At 38.3% G+C, this 15,728-nt stretch carries 19 protein-coding genes; 6 read left to right on the top strand and 13 right to left on the bottom strand.

Features of this window, described 5'->3' with window-relative positions; translation table 11 throughout:
• Positions 1 to 11: 11 nt before the first annotated feature.
• A complete protein-coding gene (locus tag QF042_RS02780) occupies positions 12 to 716 on the bottom strand; it encodes a type II CAAX prenyl endopeptidase Rce1 family protein (RefSeq protein ID WP_307525135.1) in 705 nt (234 codons plus the stop codon).
• 57 nt (positions 717 to 773) lie between these two features.
• Here QF042_RS02780 and QF042_RS02775 point away from each other — a divergent pair, with 57 nt between their 5' ends.
• Entirely contained in the window at positions 774 to 1,454 is a 681-nt protein-coding gene (locus QF042_RS02775) for a hypothetical protein (RefSeq protein WP_307525134.1), read from the top strand.
• Between the two features lie 69 nt (positions 1,455 to 1,523).
• Here the strand turns inward: QF042_RS02775 and QF042_RS02770 are convergent, their stop codons facing one another.
• The 6 genes from QF042_RS02770 to QF042_RS02745 all read right to left on the bottom strand — a co-directional run bounded on the left by QF042_RS02770 (position 1,524) and on the right by QF042_RS02745 (position 3,998).
• The gene (locus tag QF042_RS02770) at positions 1,524 to 2,111 is read right to left on the bottom strand and encodes a DNA-3-methyladenine glycosylase I (RefSeq protein ID WP_307525132.1); all 588 of its coding nucleotides are present in this window, start codon (positions 2,109 to 2,111) and stop codon (positions 1,524 to 1,526) included.
• A gap of 1 nt (position 2,112) precedes the next feature.
• Positions 2,113 to 2,475: a four helix bundle protein gene (locus QF042_RS02765; RefSeq protein WP_307525130.1), complete on the bottom strand. Its 363-nt coding sequence runs from the start codon at positions 2,473 to 2,475 to the stop codon at positions 2,113 to 2,115.
• A 57-nt stretch (positions 2,476 to 2,532) separates the two neighbouring features.
• Positions 2,533 to 2,874 (bottom strand): carboxymuconolactone decarboxylase family protein, encoded by a 342-nt coding sequence (locus QF042_RS02760; RefSeq protein WP_307525127.1) that lies wholly within the window; start codon positions 2,872 to 2,874, stop codon positions 2,533 to 2,535.
• Positions 2,875 to 2,941: 67 nt separating this feature from the next.
• Positions 2,942 to 3,277, bottom strand: a complete 336-nt coding sequence (locus tag QF042_RS02755; protein WP_307525125.1) for an MGMT family protein — start codon at positions 3,275 to 3,277, stop codon at positions 2,942 to 2,944.
• Positions 3,277 to 3,867: a tRNA (guanosine(46)-N7)-methyltransferase TrmB gene (gene trmB, locus QF042_RS02750; RefSeq protein WP_307525123.1), complete on the bottom strand. Its 591-nt coding sequence runs from the start codon at positions 3,865 to 3,867 to the stop codon at positions 3,277 to 3,279. Before trmB ends, QF042_RS02755 begins: the two co-directional genes overlap by 1 nt.
• Positions 3,846 to 3,998, bottom strand: a complete 153-nt coding sequence (locus QF042_RS02745) for a hypothetical protein (RefSeq protein WP_307525121.1) — start codon at positions 3,996 to 3,998, stop codon at positions 3,846 to 3,848. The genes trmB and QF042_RS02745 overlap by 22 nt, the downstream gene beginning before the upstream one ends.
• Positions 3,999 to 4,040: 42 nt before the next feature.
• Between QF042_RS02745 and QF042_RS02740 the strand changes: the two genes are divergently transcribed.
• Complete coding sequence (locus QF042_RS02740) at positions 4,041 to 4,967, top strand: GDP-L-fucose synthase (protein WP_307525119.1); 927 nt, start codon at positions 4,041 to 4,043, stop codon at positions 4,965 to 4,967.
• Positions 4,968 to 5,021: 54 nt separating this feature from the next.
• On the opposite strand, the gene QF042_RS02735 is transcribed toward QF042_RS02740, so the two are convergent.
• Positions 5,022 to 6,149: a glycoside hydrolase family 130 protein gene (locus QF042_RS02735; protein ID WP_307525117.1), complete on the bottom strand. Its 1,128-nt coding sequence runs from the start codon at positions 6,147 to 6,149 to the stop codon at positions 5,022 to 5,024.
• A gap of 218 nt (positions 6,150 to 6,367) precedes the next feature.
• Here QF042_RS02735 and QF042_RS02730 point away from each other — a divergent pair, with 218 nt between their 5' ends.
• Positions 6,368 to 7,300 (top strand): hydrogen peroxide-inducible genes activator, encoded by a 933-nt coding sequence (locus QF042_RS02730; protein WP_307533238.1) that lies wholly within the window; start codon positions 6,368 to 6,370, stop codon positions 7,298 to 7,300.
• A 167-nt stretch (positions 7,301 to 7,467) separates the two neighbouring features.
• Here QF042_RS02730 and QF042_RS02725 read toward each other — a convergent pair whose 3' ends face one another.
• From QF042_RS02725 to QF042_RS02705, 5 genes are all read right to left on the bottom strand, one after another.
• Entirely contained in the window at positions 7,468 to 7,707 is a 240-nt protein-coding gene (locus QF042_RS02725; protein WP_307525115.1) for a hypothetical protein, read from the bottom strand.
• A gap of 47 nt (positions 7,708 to 7,754) precedes the next feature.
• On the bottom strand, positions 7,755 to 8,216 hold the full coding sequence (locus QF042_RS02720; protein WP_307525113.1) for a hypothetical protein: 462 nt from the start codon (positions 8,214 to 8,216) through the stop codon (positions 7,755 to 7,757).
• A 98-nt stretch (positions 8,217 to 8,314) separates the two neighbouring features.
• Positions 8,315 to 8,923, bottom strand: coding sequence for a superoxide dismutase (locus QF042_RS02715; protein ID WP_057930745.1), 609 nt, complete (start codon positions 8,921 to 8,923; stop codon positions 8,315 to 8,317).
• Positions 8,924 to 9,184: 261 nt separating this feature from the next.
• The gene (locus QF042_RS02710; RefSeq protein WP_307525108.1) at positions 9,185 to 9,652 is read right to left on the bottom strand and encodes a nucleoside deaminase; all 468 of its coding nucleotides are present in this window, start codon (positions 9,650 to 9,652) and stop codon (positions 9,185 to 9,187) included.
• 268 nt (positions 9,653 to 9,920) lie between these two features.
• A complete protein-coding gene (locus tag QF042_RS02705; RefSeq protein WP_307525106.1) occupies positions 9,921 to 10,256 on the bottom strand; it encodes a tRNA-binding protein in 336 nt (111 codons plus the stop codon).
• A 192-nt stretch (positions 10,257 to 10,448) separates the two neighbouring features.
• On the opposite strand from QF042_RS02705, the gene QF042_RS02700 reads away from it, so the two are divergent.
• The 3 genes from QF042_RS02700 to QF042_RS02690 all read left to right on the top strand — a co-directional run bounded on the left by QF042_RS02700 (position 10,449) and on the right by QF042_RS02690 (position 15,331).
• The gene (locus QF042_RS02700) at positions 10,449 to 11,933 is read left to right on the top strand and encodes a xylulokinase (RefSeq protein ID WP_307525104.1); all 1,485 of its coding nucleotides are present in this window, start codon (positions 10,449 to 10,451) and stop codon (positions 11,931 to 11,933) included.
• A 62-nt stretch (positions 11,934 to 11,995) separates the two neighbouring features.
• On the top strand, positions 11,996 to 13,327 hold the full coding sequence (xylA, locus tag QF042_RS02695) for a xylose isomerase (protein ID WP_307525102.1): 1,332 nt from the start codon (positions 11,996 to 11,998) through the stop codon (positions 13,325 to 13,327).
• A 327-nt stretch (positions 13,328 to 13,654) separates the two neighbouring features.
• The gene (locus QF042_RS02690; protein WP_307525100.1) at positions 13,655 to 15,331 is read left to right on the top strand and encodes a sodium/sugar symporter; all 1,677 of its coding nucleotides are present in this window, start codon (positions 13,655 to 13,657) and stop codon (positions 15,329 to 15,331) included.
• Positions 15,332 to 15,728 lie beyond the last annotated feature (397 nt).

Raw genomic sequence — 15,728 nt, 5'->3', positions numbered from 1 at the left:
AAGATATACGCTCAATTTAACTGAAAAAGAATCTCCAATGCTACCATGACAAAATTTAAAAAGCAGTGCAGCAAGATGGAATATAATAAGCCATATTTAATACGCAGATAACCCAAAGATAAACCTGCAAAAGCTTGAGAGATTACAAATATGATGAATGCAGGATCGCTTAGGGTTAAACCTTTAATATTGCCTAAATGTGTTAAACCAAATACAATAGCGGAATAATAAAAGAGATAAACAAACGACCGTTGTTGAAAGACCAGTCTTTTACGAATGCCTATCCGTTTAAAATATCCTTGAATAACTAGTGCTACGAGAAGAAAAAAGATATAGACAGGCCACGTGAGATTGCTGCTTTTAATAAAATAATTGCATATCATACCAAGCGTAAAACACACAAAATAAATTGGGATATATTTTTTTGTTAGATGCCATCTGAACAAAAACTCTTCTACTATCGGAGCAAAAATACAAGCAATAAATAAGGTTGTTATGATGCCATATTTTTTTAGTAGGTCCGTTTCCTCTACATACTCTTTAATAATATTAAAGTGCACCAACACGTAATAAGTGCTCATTACTAAACCTGCAAATAATAGATCAAGTATGAGCAGCCACAACAGATCTCTCCAAAGAGATTTATTATCTTTACTGAGTTTTAAAGGTTTTGGCTTTTTTAAGAATTGCCAGAATGCAGAGAGCGTTTGTATCATTCGTATATTGAATATTATTTTTGAATAACTTGCGTTATATCCCGAGATTACTAACATATGAAGATTTTTAGCTTTTTTATTTTATTTTTTTCAATAATTAGTACCGTTCAAGCCCAGGATTTTATTATTAAAAACAATGATGAGGTCATCCGCGGAACGATAAAGGGAACCGATTATTTTTCTGTTTTTATCAGTGCCAATGATGAAGCTGATGTGATTTTGCCGGCAAAGGATGTTAAAAACTTCTTCTGGAACGGCAATAGTTTTGTGAGCAAGGGATTTGCAAATGGCCGTAATTTCGAATATCGTTTTGTTAAGGTAATCGAAATGGGAACGGTTAATCTTTATTCTTTTGGCGGAGGCACCCTGGTTCCTGAGGTGAAAGAGAAAAAAGTAAAGTTCAGGCCATCAATTGGTATTGGAACAGGAACCGGTGGTTATGGCGGCATGGGCATGGGTGGAGGCATTAGCATTGGCGGCGGACGTAATGCAGCACCAGAAAGACCTGCAGGCGCACCTGTTGTTCGTTACTTTATTGAAAAACCTGGTGCCGGACCTTTACAGGAAGTACCCATGAAAGCAATAACTGATGATACAAAAAAGACTGAGGTTAAAAATATTTTATTGCAAAAGATCGGCGATCAGCCCACCTTAAAAGCTAAAGTAGAAGCTGGAACAGATTTTAACAGCAGGGATGTAATTGAATGGGTGAAGGAATATAACGCAACTAAAAAGTAAATAAGATTATTAATTGATTATAGGATTGTAGGAACAGTTCGGCTAAATATTTAATCCAACCTATTAGGTCTATCTTGCACAACAGTTTAATAAGTGGTCGTTAACCATTCCCGTTGCCTGCATGTGTGCGTAGCAAATAGTTGTGCCGAAAAATTTGAAACCACGTTTTTTCATGTCTTTACTAATCTGATCGGAGAGTTCTGTTCGTGGAGGAACATCGCTCATTTTTTCGATGTGATTTTGGATCGGCTTACCACCTGGAACAAAACTCCACATGTATTTAGAGAAATTGCCAAATTCTTTCTGGATTTCGATAAACAATTTAGCGTTGCTAATGGCACCGTTAACTTTTAAGCGGTTGCGGATAATGCCCTCATCGTTCATCAAACGCTCCACATCTTTCTCGGTAAAAGCCGCTACTTTTTCCACATCAAAATTGGCAAAGGCTTTACGGTAGTTTTCGCGCCTTCTAAGAATAGTAATCCAGCTTAAACCTGCCTGCGCACCTTCGAGGATCAGGAATTCAAATAAAATTTTATCATCATAAACTGGTTTTCCCCATTCTTCATCGTGATATTTGATGTAGAGTGGGTCGTTTCCAGCCCAACTACAGCGGGTTACTAAGTCCTTAGTCTTGAGTCCAGAGTCTTGAGTCATATTATGCGAATTTTGCAGGATTGTTAATCATGAAGTTTAATAATTTGCTTATCTCTTCACATTGACTATCCAAGTGATTGAATTTTTCCTCAGAAATATAGTTACATGCAAGCGCTACATCTAACCAAACTTGCGTTTCACCATTTTCCATATCGGCGTCTGATAGTTTGCTGATGAAATGATTTGGATACCTTCTTTTTTTATAAGCTTCACCAATACTACTGCAAACAGATCTTGAAGATCTGCGGATCTGATCAACCAAACTATACTGCTCTGATTTTGGAAAATCTTTCGTTAATGTAAAGATATCCATCAGAAGTGTAAATCCTTTTTTATAGGCTATTAATTCTCTAAACTTACCCATTGTTTTTTAAAACTAATATAACAATTTGGGAGCAGACTACAGACTTAGGACTCAGGACTAAGCATTCAACTCATCCCAATACTCCACAGCTCTCCTATAATGCGGGATTACAATACTACCGCCTACAAGATTGGCGATCATGAAAATTTCGTTCATCTCATCATTGTTTACACCGGCATCGAAACATTTACCTAAATGGTATTTAATGCAATCATCACAACGCAAAACCATCGAGGCTACCAGGCCTAACATTTCTTTCGTTTTAACATCTAAGGCTCCATCAGCATAGGAGGTTGTATCGAGCGCAAAAAAACGTTTAATATTTGTATTTGCTGTTTCCATTATCCTATCGTTCATTTTTTCACGATAGCCATTAAATTCTTCTACAAGCTTTCCCATGTTTAATTATTGAGTGAATGATTTTTGAATGAATGATTGTTAAGCATTGCGCTTAAAAATCGAAAGATTAATCTAGATTTATTTCTTCCAAAGGATTCCAGAATACTTTTTTAAAGTTTACCACCTTATCGTCTTTCACTTCAACGCCTTCTTTCCTTAACAGCTCCTCCATCAGTTCGGGTGGTTTAAAATGAAACTTTCCGGTAAGCAGGCCACTACTGTTTACCACCCTATGTGCAGGCACTTTGGGATGGGCTGTTTCGGCATAAAGCATAGCATGCCCCACCATTCTTGAGGATTTTGCTGCACCTAAACTTTTCGCGATAGCGCCATAAGAGGTAACCCTTCCTATCGGAATTAACCGGGCAATCTCATAAACCTGTTCGTAAAAGTTGGTATCCATTATTCAAAAGAAAATTGAATATAATTAATATTTTTATCGTGCAACAAGTATTTTTTCTCGTAATAGGTTTTGATCGACAATACCTCATCAACTAGATCAGAAGTATATAGATGATCGGTATTTTTATGTACAGGCAAGCCTAATTCGGTCACCTTTTCGCAGGTATAAGCATACAGTTGGTCGTTATCCGTTTTCAAATTAACGTTACCGCCTGGTTTTAAAACGAGTTTATAACGGTTCAGGAATGCCGGAAAAGTCAAGCGTTTTTTCTCACGACTGTCCTGCGGTTGCGGATCGGGGAAAGTGATCCAGATCTCATCAATTTCTCCTTCGTTGAAATATTCCAGTAAATTTTCAATCTGGATTCTTAAAAAAGCAACGTTGTTAATTCCATCTTCAATAGCTGTTTTGGCTCCTCTCCAAATGCGGTTACCTTTATAATCAACACCTATAAAGTTTTTTTCAGGGAATAACCTGGCTAAGTTTACCGAATATTCGCCTTTTCCACAGGCCAGTTCGAGTACAATGGGATTCGTATTTTTAAAGTGTTCCGAAGCCCAGTTTCCTTTTAAAGCTTTTCCTTGTTCCAATTGATATACGTTTGCAAATGTTTCGATTTCTGCAAAACGCCTAAGTTTATCTTTACCCAAAAGTTTTTTTTCTGCAAAAGTACAATTAAATCAATAATCGAAGTTTCTTTTGCCAGAAAGATTAATGCCATTCTTATTTAGGAATCGTATTTTTGTAACCTATAAAAAATACCGTGGAAAAAAACGCTAAAATATATGTTGCAGGCCATCGGGGCATGGTGGGCTCGGCCATTTACCGCAAACTGCAAAAAGAGGGTTACGAGAATATCATAACCAAAACTTCGGGCGAGTTAGATTTACGCAACCAACAGGCCGTTACAGATTTCTTTGCAGCAGAAAAACCAGATTACGTATTTCTCGCCGCAGCGAAAGTGGGTGGCATTGTAGCTAATAATACATACAGGGCCGACTTTCTCTACGAGAATTTAGCCATACAAAATAACGTGATCCACAATGCTTATGTAATAGGCGTTAAGAAACTAATGTTTTTGGGGTCGAGCTGCATTTATCCTAAAATGGCCCCACAGCCTTTAAAAGAGGATTACCTTTTAACCGGAATTTTAGAGCATACCAACGAACCTTATGCCATTGCAAAAATTGCAGGAATCAAAATGTGCGATGCTTATCGTGATCAGTATGGCTGTAATTTCATCTCGGTAATGCCAACAAATTTATATGGCTTTAATGATAATTATCACCCTCAAAATTCGCATGTTTTACCAGCTTTGATCCGTAAGGTACACGAAGCAAAAGCGAATAACGAAAAAGAGATTGTGGTTTGGGGATCAGGTTCGCCCATGCGCGAATTTTTGTTTGCAGATGATCTGGCAGATGCCTGTTATTTCCTGATGCAAAACTATAACGAACCACATTTGATTAACGTGGGTACCGGACACGATTTAACCATTAAAGATTTAGCTTTATTAATCAAAGACGTATTGGGCTTTGAAGGCGAATTGGTATTCGATGCCAGCAAACCTGACGGAACACCGCGTAAGTTGATGGACGTAAGCAAACTCCATAACCTGGGCTGGAAACATAAAATCGAACTTAAAGAAGGTATTGCCCTGGCATATCAGGATTTTGAAAGCCGGTACTAAAATAAAATTTACCACAGTGCACAGTATAACATCCTGCGCAATTTTATTTATAGCTTATTTTTTAGCAGCGGGATCATAAATCGCTACTGCCACCCTGCTATCGGCACAGCCATAGTATAAAAACCATTTCTTTTTGAAATAAACCAGCCCTTCTATAAAAACCGTGCCTGACGGGTATTGTCCGCTTTTTTCGAAAGGTGCAGTAGGCACGAAAAAAGGTTGATCAAGTCGCGCTATCACTTTTGAAGGATTTTTCAGATCGAATAATACTTGCCCGGCCGAATAGGTATTGGCCACATAATTGGTATCCCTTTCGGCATCACCCCTGTTTTTACCATTGTATAAAACTAAAATACCTTTATCGGTAACAATTGCCGGCGGACCACATTCGGTCAGGTCGCTATCGAAATAATTTTTTCGGGGTTCCAAAATTAAGTCTAAATCACCTTTTGTATTTAAAGTGGGCTCCCAGTTGATAAGATCGACCGAGGTTGCAATATTCATGAAACGTTCGCCCCAGTACATCATATACTTGCCGTTTATTTTGGCAATTACCTGTTTACCATTTTCTACCCTGGTTACAATAGAACCAGATTTGCATTTGAGATCCTGAAATTTACCCCTATAGGCCTTACTAAACGCAGCACCGTATTTGGTCCAGTGTTTCAAATCTTTGGAAGTGGCTACAGCCAAACGAAATATATTTCGGTTCCATTGGGTATACATCATCACGTATAAACCCTCTGCGGTAACTGCAATGCGTGGGTCTTCGCAACCACCCGGCCATTCGTATGCTTTCTGACTGTCTTCATTAGGATAGAGCACAGGCTCTGGATTCCGTTTCATTTTAATGCCATCAATACTTTCGGCAATGCCTATTCTTGAGGTACGCTTGCCAATACCAACGCCTGATCGGTCTTCTCCGCGATAAAGTACGTATACTTTATTTTTGCTTACCACAGCAGCAGGATTAAAAACATCGCCGGCTTCCCAGGCAATCTTTTGGTTACTCATCGGGTCGAAGAAAAGACTTTCGGTTTTTGGAGAAATAATGGGATTAACATTTTCGGGTCGTATAAACGGCCCTAGTGCCCATTCGGGAAATTGACTCTGGGCATTTGTTGTAAAGGCCAGTGGAAGAAAAAATACAAGAAGAAATAAGCGTAAGACGATTCTGTTCATAAAGCTAAAATAGCTAATTAATCTGGTAAGCAGGTGATGGTTAGATTATCGCTAATTAAATGAATGATACTTAAATATTCTATTCAACCTTTTGTTTAAATGTCTCATTAAATAAAGAATTTATCATCTAAATCAATCTTTCATTCCTTAGCCTTTCAGATCATTTTTTATTATAGCTAAAATTTATATATTTGAAAATATTAATCAATTTTAACTATATGACTTTAGTTCAGCTAGAATATATCGTTGCCGTAGATACTTACAGAAGTTTTGTTACTGCTGCAGATAAATGTTTTGTAACGCAGCCTACCCTCAGCATGCAGGTGCAAAAACTGGAGGAACTGATTAGCGTTAAAATTTTCGACAGGAGCAAACAGCCTGTAAGCCCAACTGAAATTGGTGCCCAGATTATTGCTCAGGCAAGAATTATTTTACAGGAAAGCGGAAAAATAAAAGAACTGATCAGCAGCCAGCAGCAAGATGTTTTAGGCGAGTTAAGAATAGGTGTAATCCCAACTGTTGCGCCTTATTTACTACCCGAAGTAATTTCGGCCATGCTCGAGAAATATCCTGAATTAAAACTTTTAATCTGGGAATATACTACCGAAGATATTATTCACCACCTAAAAACAGGTGTGCTCGATTGCGGTATTTTAGCCACGCCACTTACCGACCCGAACATTACCGAAATGCCATTATATTACGAGAACTTTGTGAGTTACATCAGTAAAAACAGCAAGCTTTATAAAAAGAAGGCCGTTGCTGCTGAAGATCTGAATGACGAAAATATCTGGCTTTTAAACGAAGGTCATTGTATGCGCAACCAGGTACTGAACATTTGCCGCTCTACAAAAAACAACAGGCTACAAGGACTGGAATACAATACAGGTAGTGTAGAAACCCTGGTGCGTATGGTTGATTTAAATGGTGGTGCAACATTGCTTCCTGAGCTGGCCATTGCTGAATTAAATGCAAAGCAGACCAGTAAAATCCGCCACTTTAAATCGCCTGAGCCTGTGCGCGAAATCAGTTTGGTAACCCATAAAAACTTCATTAAGAAACGGATGCTTAATGCTTTAAAAGATGAAATTTTAGAAATTATCCCCAAAGCGATGAAGCAGAAAAAGAAAAAAGATATTGTTGGGATTTAGACTCTTTGCGAAGTTTAAGAGGGGGTAGCTGAAGGAAATATTTCATCAATTTTTATCTTGCGATCGTCATGCTGAATTTATTTCAGCATCTTTCGTGCTATAAAGACCCTGAAATAAATTCAGGGTGACGGCACTCTAGTAAGTGCCTAATCAATAAAAGATGCTTTTTAAACTTCGTGAATTAACTCCCGATCTTTATCTACATGTTCAGCTAACTTATAGCCTGATGTAGCTGGATTTTTATCTTCTAAAAAGATCAAAATAATTAATGAAATAATGGGGATTAAAAAGGAAATAAAAAACCAGAACCAAAAATTCCGGCCTGTTCGCTTTGCCAAAAAACCTGCAAGTAACTGTGGCGACAATAGTAGTCCGAGTACAATAGTACCCAGTATGATCTCTGGCATTTGTTATTGATTTAATCGATTACAAACCGCTAAATGCTCAATAAATACTACTGATTTTGTTTTTGTGCCGGAGGTGCGGATAACAGTCCTTTAATATCGCTCTCCACTTCTTCCTCTTCCCCTTTTTTCTTTTTCTTGTTTTTAGCTTTTAAGCCTTTACCACTTAAACGTTCCTCAATAATTTTATCATATTCGGTTTGTTGCTCTGGTCTTAAAACATTGCGGATATTTTTTGAAGTTTCGTTCTGGAGTTTATAAAATTTATCTACATCCTCTTCACGTGAGTTGCCTGCCTGTTGTCTTTTAATTAAATCTGCCTGCTCTTTCGCCTGGTTAAAAGTAAAACTATAGATTACGCTTTTTTGCGTTCCATTTAGTTTTAACCGTTTATCCAGATCCTCCACATTCTTCTGTGCAATTTCCCCTGGCGTAGGTACTTTATTCTGTTGTGCACGCACCAATCCATTTACACCAACAATAACTAAAAATAAAATTACAAGCCTTTTCATTTTGAATATTTTATATCTGCGAAGTTACTTAATTATCTTAAAACAAGAAAGTCCCGATTTGCATCGGGACTTCTCTTAAATTTTATTGAATGCTTAGCTTATAAAGCTTTTTTGTAAAGCTCAGCAACTGCATCCCAGTTAATTACATTCCAAATTGCCGCTAAATAATCAGGGCGTTTGTTTTGGTATTTTAAGTAATAAGCGTGCTCCCAAACATCGATACCTAAAATTGGTGTTCCTTTTACTTCAGCAACATCCATTAAAGGGTTATCCTGGTTTGGCGTAGAAGAAACCTGAAGTTTTTTATCAGCACCGACAGATAACCAGGCCCAGCCAGAACCAAAACGGGTAGCACCAGCTTCTTGTAATTTAGTTTTAAGATCAGCAAACGAACCAAAAGTTTCGTTAATTGCTTTAGCTAAATCGCCAGTTGGCTCACCACCTTTATTTGGACCTAAAATGTTCCAGAATAAAGAGTGATTATAATGGCCACCACCATTGTTTCTAACAGCAGCAGGGAATTTTGAAATGTTTTTTACAATTTCCTCGATGCTCGAAGTCGCTTCTGGCTTACCTTCTAAAGCTTTGTTTAGGTTGGTAACGTAAGCTTGATGGTGTTTATCATGGTGGATTTCCATGGTAGTTTTATCAATATGCGGTTCTAATGCATCGGTTGCGTAGTGTAACGCAGGTAATTCAAAAGCCATAATGTTTATGTTTAAAGATTTAAAAATGTTTCTTGTAGCAAATATAACATTAGAACGTTAAGATTTGTTCATGTTATTATCATCAAATCGTTTTCTGCGCTGTTGTTGTAAAGTTGGAAAGATCGAAAGTTGTAAGGTTCAGGGCTATAGCCAAACAGTTTTAATGAAAAAATTTGCTATTTAGTCAATAGTTGATGGCCGATAGTAAAATAGCCCGCTTGCCTATGAACTATAAAACCATGAGCCATTAACTCATCTTTTCTACCGTTTCTTTGCAAAAAAATCTTTCATCAGCACAGCGCACTCCTCTGCCATTACCCCACCTTTTAATATCGTTTTAGGATGGAGCAGATTCGCATTTTTGGAGATAAAGCCTCTTTTTTCTTCTCTGGCACCATAAACAATCCGGCCAATCTGTGTCCAATAACTTGCACCGGCACACATTACACAAGGTTCGATGGTTACATATAAGGTACAATCTCTTAAATATTTCCCGCCAATGGTTTGCGCAGCAGAGGTAAAAGCCTGCATTTCTGCATGAGCAGTAACATCGTTAAAGCGCTCGGTTAAATTATAGCCACGCCCAATAATCCTGTTCTTGCTTACCACTATAGCGCCGATTGGAATCTCATCATCAGCCAAAGCTTTTTTTGCTTCTTCCAAAGCCAATTTCATATAATGGATATCTTCTTCTTCAGGATCGGTATTTTCGAAATTGTAAAAACTCATGGAGCAAATATAGGGTAAGACTACCGAAGTTTCCAAGGGCAGGGGCGAGCAAAACTTCGGAAGTCTAGTTAGGTTTCGGAGCGCAATGTTATTGCCAGTCGGCTACTTGAGTCCTGCTTTTCATTGCAAGTCCTCGCTACGCTGCGGGCTTTACATTTCAATCAGGGCTATTGAACAAAAGTTTGTGCTAATGGTGAACAAATGACCCGCAGACTTCCGAAATTCTCAAAGGCAAGGGGGCCAGCAAAACTTCGTAAGTCTACACGCATTAAACTAGTTTACTCCCATTCGGCACTTTACTTTCCACTGCAGTTAATACGATATCGCCATTTTCATCGGCAAAACCGGTAACTAAAAATTCGGACATAAATTTTCCGATCTGTTTTTTAGGGAAGTTAATCACCCCAACAATCTGTTTTCCAGGTAATTCTTCCAAAGTATAATGTTTGGTAATTTGCGCGCTACTCATTTTAATGCCGAATTCGCCAAAGTCTACCTTTACTTTATAGGCTGGTCTTCGGGCTTCAGGAAAATCGAAAGCCTCTAAAATGGTTCCTACCCTTAATTCTACCTTTTCGAAATCATTCCAGGTAATCTCTTCCATAGCTTAATCTTATTATAGACGGCAAAAATATAAATTATTAAATAATTCAACGGTAGTTTAAATTATCATGAATATCCAATTCAATCGATTGCATTAAATGGAATTGATTTTACAAAAAATTTGCATTTTATATTTTAACCACTATCTTTATGCAACCGTTTGCATAACCAAATATTAAAATTATTTAAAACCATGTATTTATTAGGGATTGATTTAGGTACCTCATCTATAAAAGTTGCAGTTGTTGATGCAACTACACAGAAAAATGTAGCAACCGCTCAGTATCCAGAGGAGGAAACAGCTATCAAATCTCTACAGTCGGGCTGGGCAGAACAATCACCTGATGATTGGTGGCAAAATGTTCAGCAGGCAATCCTCAAATTAAATTTGATAGGCTTATTTGATCCGAAAGAAATTAAAGCCATTGGTATTGCCTACCAAATGCATGGGTTGGTTGTTGTAGATAAAAACCAGGAGGCACTGCGCGATAGTATTATTTGGTGCGATAGCAGAGCGGTAGAACTAGGCAATAGTGCTTTTGATGCGATAGGAAGTGAAAAATCGTTAAAACATTTATTAAACTCCCCCGGAAACTTTACAGCATCAAAACTGGCCTGGGTAAAAGCAAACGAGCCAGACATCTATAGCCAAATTGATAAAATAATGCTACCGGGCGATTTTATCGCAATGAAATTAACCGGAGAAATTACAACAAGTATTTCTGCATTATCTGAAGGCATTTTTTGGGATTTTGAAAATCACGAAATCTCTAAAGATGTAATGGATTATTACGGCATTAACAATAATCTTATTCCAACCGTGAAACCTTTATTTTCGGAACACGGTTATTTAAAAGCCGATATTGCCCATTCTTTGGGCCTACCAACTGGTATTCCGGTTGCCTATAAATCTGGCGATCAGCCCAACAACGCACTTTCGCTAAATGTATTAAAACCCGGGGAAGTTGCCGCTACAGCCGGAACATCGGGGGTGATTTATGGCGTAAGCGATGGGCTTACTTACGATAAACAATCGAGAGTAAATACCTTTGCGCACGTAACCTATTCGGAAGAGAAAAAACACACCGGGGTTTTACTTTGTATCAATGGCACCGGTAGCATGTACCGTTGGGCAAAACATAATTTCGCACCACAGTCTACCTATGCTGAACTGAATAACCTGGCATCAAAAGCACCAATAGGCAGCAATGGCTTAAAAGTGCTTCCATTTGGAAATGGTGCCGAACGGATGTTAAACAACAAATATACCGGAGCCCAGTTGTTAGGCATCGATTTAAACCTTCACAATCAATCAGATATTTTCAGGGCAGTACAAGAGGGTATTGCCTTTTCTTTCCGCTATGGACTGGATATTATGCGGGAAAATGGCATGAAACCTAAAGTAATCCGGGCTGGGAGGGCCAACCTCTTTTTAAGTGATGTATTTGCACAAACTTTTGTAGATGTTACGGGCATACCTGTAGAACTTTACGAAAACGACGGTAGCGTAGGCGCAGCCTTAGGTGCGGGTATAGGTGCTGGAATTTTTAAAAGCGCAGAAGAAGCTTTTAGCAACCACGAAGTAATTAAGACTTTAATACCACAACATTCAGCTGTATATGAAGCAATCTATCAGGATTGGAAAGAAATATTAGAAAAAAAATTAGCAATTGGTTAATGGTTCATAGCCAGATGGCTATCAACTATGAACCAACAAACCATGAATCAAAAACAAAAAACATGACAAAAGTAGTAACAGGAGCAACAGAATTTTTCAAAGGTATTGAGCAGATCAAGTTTGAAGGTCTGGAAAGCGATAATCCATTAGCATTTAGATGGTATGATGCCAACAAAATAGTAGCGGGCAAAACCATGAACGAGCATTTTAAGTTTGCTTGTGCTTACTGGCATTCATTCAATGGCAATGGTGCCGATCCGTTTGGAGGCGCAACGCACATTTTCCCTTGGGATGAAAAAAAAGATGCAGTAGAAAGGGCAAAAGATAAAATGGACGCTGCTTTTGAGTTTATTACCAAAATGCAGATCCCTTATTATTGTTTCCATGATGTGGATGTGGTAGATTATGGCAACGATATTGCCGAAAACGAACGCAGATTACAAGCCCTTGTGGAATATGCCAAGCAAAAACAAGCAGATAGCGGCGTAAAACTGTTGTGGGGAACAGCAAATTTATTTAGCCATAAGCGCTACATGAATGGTGCATCTACCAATCCTGATTTTCATGTGCTGGCACACGGAGCTGCACAGGTTAAAGCTGCTTTGGATGCTACCATTGCCCTTGGTGGCGAAAATTATGTTTTCTGGGGAGGAAGAGAAGGCTATATGAGCTTATTGAATACCAACATGAAACGTGAGCAGGAACATTTGGCAAAATTCTTACATGCCGCTAAAGATTATGCACGCAAACAGGGTTTCAAGGGAACATTCTTCATTGAACCGAAACCATGCGAACCCTCTAAACACCAATATGATTACGATGCCGCAACAGTAAAAGGCTTTTTACAACAATACGATCTATTGGCCGATTTCAAATTAAACTTAGAAGTTAACCACGCTACTTTGGCCGGTCATACTTTCCAGCATGAATTACAGGTTGCCGTAGATAATGGCTTACTAGGATCTATCGACGCTAACCGTGGCGATTATCAAAATGGCTGGGATACCGATCAGTTCCCGAACGATATTAACGAACTAACAGAAACCATGTTAATCATTTTAGAAGGTGGTGGTTTGCAAGGTGGGGGTGTAAACTTCGATGCGAAGATTCGTCGAAACTCTACTGATCCAAAAGATTTATTTTATGCACACGTAGGTGGCATGGATATCTTCGCAAGGGCATTAATCACTGCAGATGCCATTCTTCAAAAATCTGATTACAAAAAAGTAAGGGCCGATCGTTATGCTTCATTTGATAGTGGAAAGGGTGCCGAATTTGAACAAGGCAAACTAAGTTTAGAAGATTTAAGGAATTACGCTGCAGAAAACGGCGAACCAGAGGTACGTAGCGGAAAGCAAGAATACCTGGAAAACTTAATCAACAGGTATATTTAATCTATTTTTATAAAATGTAATCTCCGTGGTCTGTGTCCTCACAGACCACTAGCATTTGATTTAATTAGAATGGTCTGTGGAGACACAGACCATGGATGAGACTACGGATGATACGGCACTAATTTTTTACCATTTCAAAGATTTCTCTGCTGCGCTGCAGTTGAAATGACGATAATTTTAGTTAGTCTTAGCTCAACAACCTCAATTTTAAGGGAAGGCTAAATTAATAAACGTCATCTTAACATTTTTTAATTTAAAAAAAAGCATAGATTAATTTATGATTTTACTACATTTAGATTTCTAAACCAAATAACCGCTATTATATTAATGAAAAACAATTTATTGGACACGAAAGATTACATTGTATTTGCAATCTACTTCGTTATTGTGGCTGCTTACGGTCTGTACATCTACAATAAGAAAAAATCCGCATCCACAGGCTCAAAAGATTATTTCCTGGCTGAAGGTTCACTTACATGGTGGGCAATCGGTGCATCTTTAATTGCATCGAATATTTCTGCAGAGCAGTTTATCGGCATGAGCGGATCGGGCTTTAAGATGGGACTGGCCATTGCGACCTACGAATGGATGGCTGCCCTTACCCTGGTTATTGTTGCTGTTTTCTTTATTCCGGTTTACCTGAAAAACAAAATTGCTACAATGCCTCAGTTCTTGCACCAACGCTACAACGGAACCGTAGCCATGATTATGGCTGTATTCTGGTTATTGCTATACGTAGTGGTAAACTTAACTTCAATCCTTTATTTAGGTGCTTTAGCGGTTAGCAGTATCTCTGGATTCGATTTAACCTTCTGTATGTATGCCATTGCTGCTTTTGCCATTGTAATTACACTGGGTGGAATGAAAGTAATTGGTTATACCGATGTTATCCAGGTATTTTTCTTAATTCTGGGTGGTTTGGCCACAACATACCTGGCATTAAACCTGGTTTCTACTCATTACGGCACCTCAGGTATTTTTGAAGGATATAGCCTGATGACTTCAAAAGCATCAGAACATTTCCACATGATCTTAAAACCTGAAAACGAAAATTATATCGATTTGCCGGGATTAAGCGTACTAGTGGGTGGTATGTGGATTGTAAACCTGAACTATTGGGGCTGTAATCAATACATCACGCAACGCGCCTTGGGTGCAGATTTAAAAACCGCCCGTGGTGGTATTTTATTTGCTGCATTTTTAAAATTATTAATGCCGATTATTGTGGTATTACCAGGTATTGCGGCTTATGTATTGTATAAAGATGGGGCTTTCCAATCGGAGATGTTGCAGGATGGATCTGTTAATCCAGACCGTGCCTACCCGGTACTGTTAAACTTATTACCTGCAGGCTTAAAAGGTTTATCGTTTGCCGCATTAACAGCAGCGGTTGTAGCCTCATTAGCTGGTAAAGCAAACAGTATTGCAACCATTTTTACATTAGATATTTATAAAAAAGTATTAAAAACCGATGCTTCTGAAAAGAACCTCGTTTTTACAGGCAAAATTGCCGTAGTTGTAGCCATGGTATTGGGCGTTATTATTGCACCATACTTAGGTATCGACAAAAAAGGTGGTTTCCAATATATTCAAGAGTATACCGGTTTTGTATCTCCGGGTATATTTGCGATGTTCATTCTTGGTTTCTTCTGGAAAAGAGCAACCTCAAATGCAGCACTTTTTGCAACAATTGGTGGTTTCGGATTATCTTTATTGTTAAAGGTTCTTCCTACATGGACCGATCTTTCCTGGTTATCAACAATGGGCTTCTCGGTTAAAAACGGAGTAGGCATTTACGAAATCCCTTTCTTAGATAGAATGGGGATTGTATTCGTATTCTGTATTATCGGTATGGTAATTATCAGTTTGTTCGAAAACAAAAATGGTGTTAATCCAAAAGGTCTGGAAATCGATTCGAAAATGTTCAAAACCACAACAGGCTTTGCTGTTGGTTCATTGATTATTATCGGCTTATTGGTAGCCCTTTACAGTGTATACTGGTAGGAAATATTTTTAGTATAATTTCAAAAGCTTTTCTGGAAACAGGAAAGCTTTTTTGTTTTGATATAAATCGATGATTTCAACAGGTAATTGTTTATTCAAAGCTCAATTCAGCAAATTATGAATGTGTTCATTATTTTGGAAAGCAAATCCAGTGATAATTAGGGAAAGGCCATCCTGCTCTCCGTTCTTTCTGATGAAGGATCAGAACCACTCAGATCAGGTTTAGGTGGCGCGGACAGCGTTGCTATTTGCGGTTGTAAGCGTGGAAAGAAAAATTTGGATGACTTTTTATTTTCGATAGCAGCAAATCACTTTATAAACTAGCCCTGATTGAAGCGTAAAGCCCGGAGCGAGGAACGAGTGAGGACTTGGAGCGAAAAAGCAGGAATGCTGTAAC

It is taken from the genome of Pedobacter sp. W3I1, from assembly GCF_030816015.1.
GTDB lineage: Bacteria > Bacteroidota > Bacteroidia > Sphingobacteriales > Sphingobacteriaceae > Pedobacter.
This window is presented reverse-complemented; position numbering and strand designations above follow the sequence as displayed.